The organism is Paenibacillus ginsengarvi, from assembly GCF_003626695.1.
Taxonomy (GTDB): Bacteria; Bacillota; Bacilli; order Paenibacillales; family NBRC-103111; genus Paenibacillus_AB; species Paenibacillus_AB ginsengarvi.
The window spans coordinates 60,950-73,225 of sequence record NZ_RBAH01000012.1 but is presented as its reverse complement, the minus strand read 5'-3'; the positions used below and the strand labels follow the sequence as shown (position 1 = coordinate 73,225).

Below are 12,276 nucleotides of genomic sequence, written 5' to 3'. Positions count from 1 at the left end.
GTGGCTCACACTGAAGGAGGCGCAAGCAAAATGCTAAAGGAACGGTATTATTCGACGGTTGAATATGTGGACCGGTATGGCAAGAAAAGCAAGGAAATGCATATTTATTGCGAGCTCGGCAAAAAGCCGACGATCGGGGATTTTATCGAGGCGTTCAAGCAGGAAGGGCTGGACGTGGAAATTAGCGATTTCATCAACTTAACCTTTAAGCCGAAAAATCCGCAGACAGCGCCCATCATTATGGTTAAAGTGCTGCGTACCACCAAGGATCATACGTTCAAGCCGTTTGCCTGTTAATAGGGGAACTCAGGGGACCGCGTGCCGCTTTTCTGTCTGACGAGAAGCCGGCGCGCGGTCTATTTGCTTTTTCGCCGCACGGCTATTATAAGGACCCCTTCAGCCGTTCGTCGCTGGAAGGCTCGTTGCCCGCGATCCGCTTTATGAACGATGCCCTCCAGTTGCCGGACAGCTCCTCTACGGCGAGCAAAGCCTCGATCCCTTCCCGGTTTTCCTTGTCGTGATGCTTGATCGTGTTGGCGTATTCCACTGTAAGCCCGGCCGGGTGCCGGCGTTCGAGCCTCATAGGGCGCGTACGGTCGAAGAGGCCCGGAGTGAGCACGCGAAAATAAAAGCCGGTATAACCGGTCTGCTGGACCAGCAAGGGCAGATCGGGCACATCGTACTTTTTAGCCAGCTTGAAGCACGGCTGTCTCGGCTGGGTAACCTGCAAGCGCACTTCGCCGATTGCGTAAATGTCACCGATACATACCGCGTCCTCCGTCAGCCCCCGCACGGTCAAATTTTCTCCAAACGCCCCGTAAGCGAGCTTGCGCCCGAGCTGCTTCTCCCAATAAGGATAGTGCTCGTAAGAATAGACGCAAACAGCTTTGTCCAGCCCGCCGTGGTGGACCAGATCGGCTTGGCCGTCCCCGGCGAAGTTGTAGGCGGACAGCGGAACCGGCCCTTCCGGCGCGGGATTTTTGAAAATGCCCGTCGGCACTTCCTTCCCCTGAAACACGTAGGTTTGCGGCTTTCCTACATTCAGCGAAACGATATCGATGTTCAAGCCGAATGTCCCTCCGATCCTTTTCGTTGATTTGGCTCTCATTGTACCACAAATTCTGGACGGCAGGCTCTGGCTGGGCCTGACCGTTTGTACTTTTTTGGCGGACGGGCTCATAAGCTGTACTACACCGGTTGAACGGCTGGATGGGTTCGCGTCTGCTTTACTATGTGGGAGGGGAGGGGGAGCGAATGGTCAAAACGCTGGCTAGGGCGGTTGGTGTCCTGTTCGTCGTCCTGGGGGTTGCCGGCTTGTTTGCGGACAGCCTGTTCGGTCTGCTTTATTTTGACGGAGTGCGCAATAGCGTGCATCTGATCATCGGTCTTGCCGGTATACTCGCATCCGGCCGCGAGGAAAATGCGGTATGGTTTGCGAAAATGGCGGGCATCGGCTTCGTTCTGTTAGGCATCGTCGGGCTGGCTCGGCCCGAATGGCTGTGGCAGGCCAATCTGACTGAAGCGGAGAGTGTGCTGCACCTGATTGTAGGCGCAGTCGCCTCGTATGCGGGATTTACGGCGCAGGCGATTCAAACGGTCAGGCTCGGCTCAAGGCAATGACGGGACATGGGCAGTGAGGGCTGATCGATCAGGGAACCGGACGCTGCAAAAAGATTGCGGGCTTGCCCCGGGGCAAATACCCAGCGGGCTGCATATCATATCGGGAGAGGCATACGGCTTCATTACCGCATATGGAGGAATTCCGATGAATTACATCGTGCAGCCCGGAGATACGCTGTATGGGATCGCCGGACGTTTCGGCATCACCATGCAAGAACTGATGCAAGCGAACGGCCTGAACGGTTCGATTCCGCTCTATGTCAGACAGACGATCTTCATTCCCCCGCAAGGCACGCCGGGAGGACCCGGCCCGCAAGGAGTAGGACCCGGATTATTTCCTCCGGGGTTGTTCCCGCCCGGGCGGGAACTGGAGCAGCGGGTGACCCGGCTGGAGAGGGAAACCGACCGTCTGCAGCGGGAACTGCGCCGCACCGACAATGAGGTGGATCGGCTGCGTCAGCGCGTAGATCGTCTGGAGGACCGGGTCAGAAGGCTGGAAGGGCGTTAAATGGCGCAAAAAGGACGTCTCGCGATAGAGACGCCCTTTTTTGTCGTTCGCTGCGAAGCGGAGATGCGGATTATTTGCCGAACAGCAGCCATGACCCTTTGACCCGTTTTAGCATACTTACAAGGACCCATGGGACGAAGAGGATAAGCGCAATGCCGCCCCAAACGGACAGATGGTACCACGCCTGGCCGGGAGGCACGGCCGCATGCAGGCTGTAAAATCCGAGAAAAGCCGGGTGAATGAAATACACGCCGAACGAAACGGCGCCGAGCGACGACAGTGCCGCTGCCCAGCGAGGCGCGCTCGTAAGCCAGTGCCGTCCGATCCAGATGAGGCTAAGCGATACGAGTGTCGGATAGCCGTTAAACAGCAGCTCGAACTGCCAGGAATCGAAACGCATTCCGAATTGCGCCAGCAGGCTGAGCAGCAAAAACGTAAAGCCGACTGCCGCCGTGGCGGCCGTAACCCACCAGATGTTGCGGTTCAGCCATTCGACGATCCGTTCGTAATTCATGCCGATGGAGCCGCCGATGCAGAACAGGGCGAAGTACGAGACGAACAACCGGTCACTGTGCGGTACGGGCGTATCCGCATATTGACCGTAGACGAAGTACCCGATCTGCACGAGAATGCCGAACAGCCACAAGTAGCGGCCTAACGGGCGCCATTGGGCCAGTGTGACGAGAAGCGGGAACAGCGCATAAAATTGCATAATGAGCGACATGAAGTACAGATGATAGCCCGCTTCGGCCCAAGGAAGCAGATCGGCGAACTCCTTAAGCGAGAAGTGGACGCTTACATCGGGATTCAGCCATTGGTCGTACAAATAGTAGAAGCAGGACCAGAGCACGTACGGAATCAAAATATATTGCAGTCTTTTGCGATAAAATCCGGGGATTTTCCGGATGCTCCATTTGTCGTAATAGCTGTAAAACAAGACGAGTCCGCTGAGCAGCACGAACGCCTGCACCGGAAAGTAGCTCAGGTTGTTAATGGCGAAATACATCGTATGCGACTGGGTGCCGAGCGGCAGCTCCACCCGTGGAGTCGATGTGCCGTGAATAAGCAGCACGGCCAGTATGGCGATCCCTCGGACAATGTCCAGCTCCAGCAGTTTCGGTTTGCTCAAAGGAAAACCTCTACCTTTCTGTATGTAGTGAAACCTTACGTACAAGCGCTAAAATTCTATGTCAGTATACTTCAAAATGTCGTAGTTGCATAGCGGAGCGCATAAAGTGCAAGCGCAGATCAATTAGGGGCAAACAAGCTCTCTTGGAGGAATACGAATGACCGAATGGAAAACGCCCGAGCAAATCGGGCTCATGGCGAAAGCAGGCGCCATTCTGGCAGCGTGCCGCAGCTCGCTTATAGGCTATATAAAGCCGGGTGTGACAACGCTGGATATCGACGGGTACGTCGAACGCTTTCTGGCTGGATATGGGGCGACCCCCGAGCAGAAAGGATACCGCGGCTACCCGTATGCGACATGCGCCTCCGTGAACGAGGTGGCGTGTCATGGAATGCCGGGACGAAAGCTGCTGCGCGAAGGCGACATCGTTACAATCGACATGGTCGTGAACAAAGACGGCTGGCTGGCCGATTCGGCCTGGACATTTGCCGTAGGAGAAGTGTCCGCTTCGTCCCGAAACTTGATGCGTACCGCCAAAAACTGCCTGTATGCGGGTATATCGCAGGCGAAGACCGGCAGCCGGATCGGCGATATCGCCCATGCGATCCAAAGCGTATCCGCCGCCGGCGGTTATTCGATTTTGAGCGATTTTACCGGGCACGGCATCGGTACGTGGATTCACGAATGGCCCTCCGTGCCGCACACGGGCAAGCGGGGCAAAGGCGTCAAGCTGGAGGAAGGCATGGTGATCACGATCGAGCCGATCTTGACGGCCGGCAAGCCGAAGGTCAAAATCGAAGCCGACGGCTGGACCGCTACGGCGGTGGACGGCAAATGGTCCGCCCAATACGAGCATACGGTCGCCATAACCCGGAAGGGGCCGCTCATTCTCACCGTTTTACAGCCGGTGCTGTACGAAGAGAACCGGGCCTAAGAAGCTAGAGAAGGCTCGCTTGCCGTCCCGATCTTCGTTCCTAGTGTTAGGTTATCCGTCCGGTGTACCGGCTATGCCGGGTCATTTCCGCGCTGAATCGATTTCAGCGCTTCCCGTTCGCTGAGCGGAGAGAGCTTTTCGGCGCCGACGAAGCGGATGACGGCATCCGCTTCGGTTTTTGAATATTCGCGCAGCGCCCAGCCGATCGCTTTGCAAATGAAAAATTCCCGGGAATCGGCTTTGCGGCGTATGTAATCAAACAGCCGGTCCTTATCCGTATTTTGCTTATATTTCAATTGATAGAGCAGCGCCGTGCGCTGGAGCCACAACTGATCGGATTCGATCCAGCGCTCCGGATATTCCCTTTCGAGCTGCGGATACCGGAGCAGCAGCGGGCCGATAAGGCCGCCGGCAAGCAGATCGACCGTATCCCACCAGGGCTTGGTGACGACGAGCGATTCGAGCAGGCTCAAGTGGCTGTCGTCCAGACGTTTCAGCTGCTTCGCAAGCAAATCGATCGCGGTGTAGGCATACTCGCGTTCGGGCAGCTCCCACAAGCCGCGCACCGTCTCTTCAATGAGGGACAGGGAGGGAGCGGGCTTCAGCAGCGGCTGGCTCCATGCTTTCATAATCTCTTTGCGAAGCGGCGATTTGATCCCGGCAAATTCGAACTGATGGCGCATATACGCTTTCATCCGCTGCGCTTCTCCGGGGTCGGCGCTTGCCGCGAAACGGTGCTGCAAATCGGCAATCCATTCGTTCATTTCCGGCTCATCCCCTTGGCTTTCAGTTATTATCCGAGATATCGTTAACGGCATAACAAGCAAGATGCTGATAGTAGTATGCCTGTTCGGCGAAAGGAGTGCAAGAACCGCCAAGCGAAACGGCTGGCATGAGAAGCCGCCTTGCGATACAATGCACCTATACGGCTTTTGCAGGCGATGGCGAACGCGGACTGCCGGTTTCGGGACCGGCTTCGATCCTTCAAGTCCGTATCCACCCCGCTATGCAGAACCTTAATCGAAGCAACCATACGCAGAAAGCGGAGGCTCTATGAACATTGTCGTTTTGGATGGATATACGCTTAATCCGGGAGATTTAAGCTGGGATCGCCTAACACGGCTCGGCCAGCTGCAAGTATACGACCGGACGCCGGCAGAGCTAGTCGTGGAGAGAGCGAAAGAGGCGGACATCGTGCTGACGAACAAAACGCCGCTTCGCGCCGCTGACCTGGATCAGCTGCCCAAGCTCCGCTATATCGGGGTGCTGGCTACCGGGTACGACGTAGTCGATACGGAAGCTGCCGGAGCGCGCGGCATTACGGTGACGAATGTGCCCGCTTACAGCTCGGATTCAGTTGCGCAGCTCGTCTTTTCGCTGCTGCTGGAGCTGTGTCACCGGGTCGGGCTTCATGACGAAGCGGTACGCGCAGGATCGTGGGCCGCTTCGCCCGACTTCAGCTTCTGGAGAACGCCGCTGGTCGAGCTGTCCGGCAAAACGCTCGGCATCGTAGGCATCGGCGGGATTGGCGAGAAGGTAGCGGTCATCGGACAAGCGTTCGGCATGAACGTGATCGCTACGAATCGCAGCGGCAAACAGCCGTCCATTCCCGGGGCGACAGTAAAGCTCGTCTCCACCGAGGAGCTGTTCGAGCAGGCGGATGTCGTTACGCTTCATTGTCCGCTGACCCCGGAAACGGAAGGGCTGATCGGTACAGAGACGCTGGCGCGTATGAAGCAAACGGCGTTTTTGATCAATACCGGCCGGGGCAAGCTTATTCGCGAGCAGGAGCTGGCCGATGCGCTGAATGCAGGAGTAATCGCAGGCGCGGGACTGGATGTCCTGTCGACGGAACCGCCTCAAGCCGGCAATCCGCTGCTGAGCGCCCGCAGCTGTGTCATTACGCCGCATATCGGCTGGGCAACCGGGGAAGCGAGAGCGCGCCTGATGGAAACGGCTGCCGCGAATGTGGAGGCGTTTCTGGCGGGTACGCCGGTGAATGTAGTCGGTCGTAGAGCCGGACAAGCTGGCAAGTGATCGGGATTACGAGAGAACGGGAGAGAGACGAATGAATGAGCAACAGGACAACAGCGGCAGCGATGCCGAGTTTCGCGTAATCGTCGCGCCGGATTCATTCAAGGGGAGTTTGTCTTCAGTGGCCGCTGCGGAAGCGATCCGCACAGGGATCCGCCAAGCTGTGCCGGCTGCCGAGGTGGTCATCGTGCCGATGGCGGACGGCGGCGAAGGCACGGTCGACGCCGTTCTGGCGGCGGTCGGGGGCGGCGAACGCATCGCGATAACCGTAACGGGACCGCTCGGGAAACCGGTGGAAGCGGCGTACGGCCTTCTGCCGGACGGGCAAACGGCCGTTATCGAGATGGCTTCCGCATCGGGTTTGCCGCTTGTGGCGGAGAAGGCGCGCAACCCGCTGAAAACGACAACGTACGGAACGGGCGAGCTGCTGCGCGACGCCGTCCGGCGCGGGGCAAGCCATATTCTGATCGGGCTTGGCGGCAGCGCCACGAACGATGGCGGCATGGGCATGGCGCAGGCGTTAGGCGTCCGCTTCCTTGATGCGGAAGGCGGCGAAATCGCCGGCTGCGGGTGCGGAGAACAGCTGGAGCGAATCGCTTCGATCGATACGAGCGGTATGGACGCCAGCTTCGCCGGAGTGAAAGTGACCGTACTGAGCGATGTGACGAACCCGCTGTGCGGACCGAATGGCGCATCCGCCGTCTACGGCCCGCAGAAGGGGGCCACGCCGGAGATGGTCGAACGGCTCGACCGCGCTCTCGGCCACTACGCGGAGCGAATCGCGGCCCACAATGGGCGGCACGTCGGTGATGTGCCGGGAGCGGGTGCGGCAGGCGGACTGGGCGCCGGGCTGCTTGGCTTCTGCCAAGCGGAGATGAAGCCGGGCATCCGCGTCATCATGGAGCTCGCCGGGTTCGAGCAGGCCGTTCGCGGCGCCGCGCTTGTCATTACCGGCGAAGGGCGCACCGACGGCCAGACCGCCTTCGGCAAAGTGCCGGCGGGCATCGCCGAAGCGGCCCGTACATCGGGCGCTCCCGTCGTTTGCTTGTCCGGCGGGCTCGGCGAAGGGTCTGACGCGCTGTACGAGCGCGGGATCGCCGCGCTCTTCAGCATCGCGAACGGGCCGATGCCGCTGGAGACGGCTATGGCGAAGGCGGACGTCCTGCTTGCCGAAGCGGCGGAAAATATTGTCCGGTTGTACCGGAGCGGCTTGAAACGGTAAAAAACGAAAAAACGGAATCGGAGTTACTCCGATTCCGTTTCCCCTTCCGATTTCCCCGAACGTTCGCCCCGAACGGTTTGCTCCGATTCTTCCTTCTCCAGCACGTCGTTTACGAACGCCATATCTTGATTCTCCGCTTTCATGTGGGCGGTTCCTTTATAGTTGCCTTCGTGCGTTTTATTTTCCAAGCTGGCTTTCGCTCCTTTTCCGGTATATATCGCCTTGGGTGCGCGTACACGTAATACTGTGCGCATCGCAGCGACCGATTATTCAGGCGATCCGGCTGACGCGGGCCTGCGTAATCGATCGGATTCGTATCTGCCGTTGTTCGGGCCGATCCGAGCCGTAAGTTCCGACTGCCGTGCCGTAAAAGGTGGGCATTCCCCTGGCAGGCATGGTACAATTGAAAAAACTAGGAGCGGGAAGGGTGGAAGCTGATGGATTTAACCGTCAAGTCGGAGAATAACGTCGCCTTTATGGTAGAAGGCATCAAGGGCAAGCTGAAGGTCGTTGCCGCGCAGTCGATCAAGGCGGATCATTTCGACATCGAGAAGTATGAGGATCTGCTCGATATGTACGAGGTTGTGATGAGCAAGCAGCATTTTAGCATTAGCGAGATTGAGGCGCTTTGCGACGAGCTTAGACTTCTCAAAAAGTAAACCGACAAGAAAACAGGAAGGCGGGCTCCGCCTTCCTGTTTTCTTACCGCTCGTATTTCCTGCCCCGCAGCCGGGCGATCGGATAAAACGTTCCGCGCCAATAAATGCCGCCGCGGCGAACGGTCAAATAGACGGCGCGCCCCATGACGAAAACGAGCATCCATACGGATAGCGGGAGCGCGGCGGCTTCTTTTCCCGTGCTTGCGGACAAGCGCCGGACGCAGACGACGTAGAGGAATATCAGGATGGCTGCGGAAGCCGCATAGGCGAAACCGCTCCAGCGGGGGAGCAGCAGCAGTCCTGCGAACGGACCGAAAAAAGCGAGCAGCTGTCCGAGCAAAGCGAATACCGCCACGGGAAGGCGATACCCGAATCCGGAAAATATGTTTTTTTCGAGTCCTTTGACCGCATCCGTCAAAGTCGGGTACCATTCGACTTCCAGATGGTTTTTGCCGGCCAGAAGCCGCTGCTTAAAGCGGGCTCTTTTGACGAGCAGGCCGAGGTGCAGATCGTCGTCGGGACGCATCGGAAACGCGCGGTGAGTGCCGATCGCCTCATACGCCTTGCGGCTGATCAGGTTGAAGGCGCCGATCCCGGTCCCGAATCGGTGCTGGTTGTCGTCGTTTGCCCGCCACAGGCGTAAAAACAAAAACAGCGAAAACAAAAAATAATGCACGAACGCGCGCAGCCAAAACGTGCGGGCGAGCATCAGCGGAGCGAGCGTCACATGGTCGGCGCGCTGGGCTTCGGCATAGTCCACGGCATCGCGAATGCAGGACGGGTGAAACAACACGTCGGCATCCGTAAACAGCAAATACGAGCCCTTGGCCTGCAAAAACCCTTGATACAACGCGTGATTTTTACCGAGCCATCCGTCCGGAAGCTTCGTCACGTGCACGACCTTTAGCGGAATGCTCGTAGAGGGCCGTTGTTCGGACCAGCGCTTCAGCTCCTCAAGCCGTCTGCCCGTATTGTCGACCGAGCGGTCGTTTACGGCGATAATCTCGATCCGCGGATAGTTTTGCTCCAGCAGATGGCGTACCGTCTCCGCTATGGACGATTCCTCTTCCTTGGCGGCTATAATAACCGATACAAGCGGGGTGTCGGCCCGTTTGCCGGTCGACGGCGGGAGCGGAGGAAGCAGCTTGAAGCCGCGAAGCGACAGCCAGAGCATCGCCAGCCAGTAGAGCAGCGTTAGGTTCGCGAGCACTTCGATGAGTCGCATGCTTTTCTCCTTTTATACAGTTGTGCCCTTGCGGATAGGTTATTTGTATTGTATCATACCGTTTCGACTAGCGGTGAGGATGATATCGTCAGAGGAGGGATGAAGGTGGCGCTTGAACCGATACGGCAAAAAGTGAAGGGGGACGGGCTGCCTGACTTTTTCCGGCTCATCCGGGACAGGGAGGGCTCTCTGGATCGGATCGTCTTCGTTTGCATCGGCACCGACCGGTCGACGGGAGACGCTCTTGGACCGCTTACCGGGACGCTGCTGCGGGAGGCCGGTTACCGGCATGTGATCGGAACGCTTGACGCTCCTTGCGACGCCAGCAATCTGGAGGTACGACTTAGCGAAATACCGGCTGGACGAATCGCTGTTGCCATCGACGCCTGCCTTGGCTTGCCGACCTCCGTCGGTCTGTTTCAAGTAGCGGACCAGCCGCTTATGCCGGGCAAATCCGTCGGACGTTTTTTACCGCCTGTAGGCCGGTATTCGATTGCGGCGATCGTCAATAAGGATGGCCCTAAGCAATACTGGATTTTGCAGAGCACTTCGCTTCATCTGGTACTTGCGATGGCTCGGGATATTGTGGCGGCCGTGCAGACGGTGTTCCCAAAAGGGCCGAGGTTGCCCGAATAACCGGAAGAGCCCCTCCGGCGGAAACGTTCGTTTCCGTTTAGGAGCGGGCTCTTCGCTTGAACCGGTAATGGTCGCCGATGTAGCCGAACAAGGCATACGCGGCGATCGTCAGCACATACACCGTACCGATGTTAAAGTAATGAATATCGCCGGCAATCTCGATCAGCCAGACGGGAACGCTGAACATGAACAGGAAGATGTTGTCCGGATCGAGCCCGGAATAATTAAACAGGCATAGCGCGCATGCAATCAGCGTCATAATCAAGGTTACTTTGTATCTCATGCCGTCGTGCACCTCCCAAACCGGCCAGAAATGGCTTCGCATGTAGCGGACGCCGCATAGGCATAGTATCCGGCGGAGGGAGGCGTTTTATGCAATTTGAAGAAGATTTCGTGAACAGTGTCGGAATAGTTTGAAAACAGGATCGTAGTGAGATAAGATTGTCGAAAGGATGTGGAAGATAGTCCCATATAGAGAGAGGGAGAGAGCCATGAAGGCTTCTGCAACGCGCATTCGCTTGAAAATTCGACAAAAAATGATTTTTGTATCGCTGCTTTTGCTCGCGCTTCCTACTTTGGTGGTAGGCACTATTAGCTATGATGTTGCAAAGGCCGAGACGACCAAGCTGATTGAAAGCAAGCTCCAAAGCAACGTACGCATGGCGATCGCTATGATCGGGCTGCTGGACGACTCCGTCAAAAACGGGCGTTTGACGCAGGACGAAGCGAAGGAACAGATGAGAACGATGCTGCTGGGGGCGAAGGACAAGGAGGGGAAGCGCCCGATTAACCGGAATATCGATATCGGGGAGCACGGTTATTTTTTTGTGCTTGATTCCGCAGGCACTTTGCTCGCGCATCCGCTTCTGGAAGGGCAAAATATTATCGATAAAAAAACGAGCGACGGCTATTATTATATTCAGGATATGGTGAAGCAGGCGCAATCGGGGGGCGGCACGATTTATTATGATTGGCCTTTGCCCGATTCGGCCAAGGAAGCAACCAAAATCTCGTATGCCGAGCTTGATCCGAGATGGAACTGGATCGTCTCGGCCGGTTCTTATATGCTCGATTACAACGGCGGCCAGCAGCACATTTTCTCGGTTCTGCTCATCACGCTGGGAGGGTGCCTTGCGGCAGGAGCGATCGTCATCTGGCTGTTTGCCGGACATATCGCAAGCCCGATCAAACGTATTGCCGAGCGGACAAGGCGGATCGCGGACGGCGACTTGACCGCAAACGACCTGCAGGTCCCCAACCGCGACGAGATCGGACAGCTTGCTGCCGACTTCAACGTGATGAACGACCATCTGAAGACGCTCGTGCGCCAGGTACAGCTTGGGTCGGGGCAGGTGCTGCTCTCCTCGCGGGAGTTGACCGCTTCGATCGGCGAAAGCTCGAAAGCGTCCGAGGACATCGCCGGTTCGGTGCAGCAAATTGCCGCTGGCATGAACAGCCAAGCCCAGTCGGCCGAAGAAAGCTCGCGGGCGATGGAGGAAATGGCGACCGGTATCGGTCGTATCGCGGAGACATCCTCAGTGGCGTTCGATCTATCGCTGAAAACGTCGATGGCGGCGGAAGAAGGCCATGGCTATATTCGCGAGTCCGTAGAGCGGATGGACCTGGTGAGCCGCACCGTCAGTGATCTGGCGGCAGTCATTCGCAAGCTGGACGGGCGTTCCCGGGAGGTCGGGGATATTGTCGGCGTCATAACGAACATCGCTTCGCAAACGAGTCTGCTTGCGCTGAACGCTTCGATCGAGGCGGCCCGCGCCGGGGAACAGGGCCGCGGATTTGCCGTCGTAGCCGGCGAGGTGAAGAAGCTGGCGGTCCAATCGGAGACGTCGGCGCAAGAGGTCACCCGGCTCGTGCAGGCGATCCAGACCGACATCGGTTACGTCGTGCGTTCGATGGAGGAGCGGGAGCGGGAAGTTCGCGAAGGCGCGGGGATGACAAGGGAATCGGGCGAATCGTTCCAGCGGATTATGAAAGCGTCGCGAAGCGTCGTCGAGCAGATTCAGGAGGCCTCCTCCGCCGCCGAGCAAATGTCGGCCAGCTCCGAGGAAATATCCGCATCGCTGCAGGAAATTTCACGGATTACGGCGAAGGGCGCGGAAGGAACGCATACGATATCGGGTTTGACCGAGGAGCAGCTTGCGATGATGGAACAGCTTGGCGGACAGTCGGAGAAGCTTAACCGGCTGGCCGAGCAGCTTGAACAGTCCGTGGCCAAATTCCGTCTGGGCTAGGCAGTGCGTTGAGTTGGTTTAATATAAATAAGGACATCTCTGGCCTAACGTGCGGCTGGA

15 protein-coding genes are annotated in these 12,276 nt (G+C 57.6%); 9 read left to right on the top strand and 6 right to left on the bottom strand.

The annotated features are described in order from the left end of the window. Window positions 1-30 precede the first annotated feature (30 nt). Window positions 31-297 (top strand): hypothetical protein, encoded by a 267-nt coding sequence (locus tag D7M11_RS17335; protein ID WP_120748507.1) that lies wholly within the window; start codon window positions 31-33, stop codon window positions 295-297. Window positions 298-382: 85 nt separating this feature from the next. On the opposite strand, the gene D7M11_RS17330 is transcribed toward D7M11_RS17335, so the two are convergent. After that, window positions 383-1,108, bottom strand: a complete 726-nt coding sequence (locus tag D7M11_RS17330; RefSeq protein ID WP_120748506.1) for an MOSC domain-containing protein — start codon at window positions 1,106-1,108, stop codon at window positions 383-385. Between the two features lie 146 nt (window positions 1,109-1,254). On the opposite strand from D7M11_RS17330, the gene D7M11_RS17325 reads away from it, so the two are divergent. Beyond that, window positions 1,255-1,620 carry a DUF4383 domain-containing protein gene (locus D7M11_RS17325; protein WP_158606678.1) on the top strand — a complete coding sequence of 122 codons (366 nt, stop codon included), beginning with the start codon at window positions 1,255-1,257 and terminating at the stop codon, window positions 1,618-1,620. Window positions 1,621-1,765: 145 nt separating this feature from the next. After that, window positions 1,766-2,128 (top strand): LysM peptidoglycan-binding domain-containing protein, encoded by a 363-nt coding sequence (locus D7M11_RS17320; protein WP_120748504.1) that lies wholly within the window; start codon window positions 1,766-1,768, stop codon window positions 2,126-2,128. A 70-nt stretch (window positions 2,129-2,198) separates the two neighbouring features. Here the strand turns inward: D7M11_RS17320 and D7M11_RS17315 are convergent, their stop codons facing one another. After that, window positions 2,199-3,257: an acyltransferase gene (locus D7M11_RS17315; RefSeq protein WP_158606677.1), complete on the bottom strand. Its 1,059-nt coding sequence runs from the start codon at window positions 3,255-3,257 to the stop codon at window positions 2,199-2,201. A gap of 157 nt (window positions 3,258-3,414) precedes the next feature. Here D7M11_RS17315 and map point away from each other — a divergent pair, with 157 nt between their 5' ends. Next, window positions 3,415-4,191 carry a type I methionyl aminopeptidase gene (map, locus tag D7M11_RS17310; protein ID WP_120748502.1) on the top strand — a complete coding sequence of 259 codons (777 nt, stop codon included), beginning with the start codon at window positions 3,415-3,417 and terminating at the stop codon, window positions 4,189-4,191. Window positions 4,192-4,262: 71 nt separating this feature from the next. Here the strand turns inward: map and D7M11_RS17305 are convergent, their stop codons facing one another. Further along, window positions 4,263-4,955, bottom strand: coding sequence for a DNA alkylation repair protein (locus D7M11_RS17305; protein ID WP_120748501.1), 693 nt, complete (start codon window positions 4,953-4,955; stop codon window positions 4,263-4,265). A 289-nt stretch (window positions 4,956-5,244) separates the two neighbouring features. On the opposite strand from D7M11_RS17305, the gene D7M11_RS17300 reads away from it, so the two are divergent. Next, the gene (locus tag D7M11_RS17300; RefSeq protein WP_120748500.1) at window positions 5,245-6,228 is read left to right on the top strand and encodes a D-2-hydroxyacid dehydrogenase; all 984 of its coding nucleotides are present in this window, start codon (window positions 5,245-5,247) and stop codon (window positions 6,226-6,228) included. 31 nt (window positions 6,229-6,259) lie between these two features. Further along, complete coding sequence (locus D7M11_RS17295) at window positions 6,260-7,447, top strand: glycerate kinase family protein (RefSeq protein ID WP_120748499.1); 1,188 nt, start codon at window positions 6,260-6,262, stop codon at window positions 7,445-7,447. Window positions 7,448-7,470: 23 nt separating this feature from the next. On the opposite strand, the gene D7M11_RS36755 is transcribed toward D7M11_RS17295, so the two are convergent. Next, window positions 7,471-7,635 (bottom strand): hypothetical protein, encoded by a 165-nt coding sequence (locus D7M11_RS36755; RefSeq protein ID WP_168928312.1) that lies wholly within the window; start codon window positions 7,633-7,635, stop codon window positions 7,471-7,473. A gap of 249 nt (window positions 7,636-7,884) precedes the next feature. Here D7M11_RS36755 and D7M11_RS17290 point away from each other — a divergent pair, with 249 nt between their 5' ends. After that, a complete protein-coding gene (locus tag D7M11_RS17290; RefSeq protein WP_120748498.1) occupies window positions 7,885-8,106 on the top strand; it encodes a DUF1128 domain-containing protein in 222 nt (73 codons plus the stop codon). Window positions 8,107-8,149: 43 nt separating this feature from the next. On the opposite strand, the gene D7M11_RS17285 is transcribed toward D7M11_RS17290, so the two are convergent. Next, window positions 8,150-9,331, bottom strand: a complete 1,182-nt coding sequence (locus D7M11_RS17285) for a glycosyltransferase family 2 protein (protein ID WP_120748497.1) — start codon at window positions 9,329-9,331, stop codon at window positions 8,150-8,152. 105 nt (window positions 9,332-9,436) lie between these two features. Here D7M11_RS17285 and yyaC point away from each other — a divergent pair, with 105 nt between their 5' ends. Beyond that, complete coding sequence (gene yyaC / locus D7M11_RS17280) at window positions 9,437-9,967, top strand: spore protease YyaC (protein ID WP_240041166.1); 531 nt, start codon at window positions 9,437-9,439, stop codon at window positions 9,965-9,967. Window positions 9,968-10,004: 37 nt separating this feature from the next. On the opposite strand, the gene D7M11_RS17275 is transcribed toward yyaC, so the two are convergent. Continuing rightward, complete coding sequence (locus D7M11_RS17275) at window positions 10,005-10,250, bottom strand: hypothetical protein (RefSeq protein ID WP_120748495.1); 246 nt, start codon at window positions 10,248-10,250, stop codon at window positions 10,005-10,007. A gap of 208 nt (window positions 10,251-10,458) precedes the next feature. Here D7M11_RS17275 and D7M11_RS17270 point away from each other — a divergent pair, with 208 nt between their 5' ends. Further along, on the top strand, window positions 10,459-12,216 hold the full coding sequence (locus D7M11_RS17270) for a methyl-accepting chemotaxis protein (protein ID WP_158606676.1): 1,758 nt from the start codon (window positions 10,459-10,461) through the stop codon (window positions 12,214-12,216). Window positions 12,217-12,276: the final 60 nt, after the last annotated feature.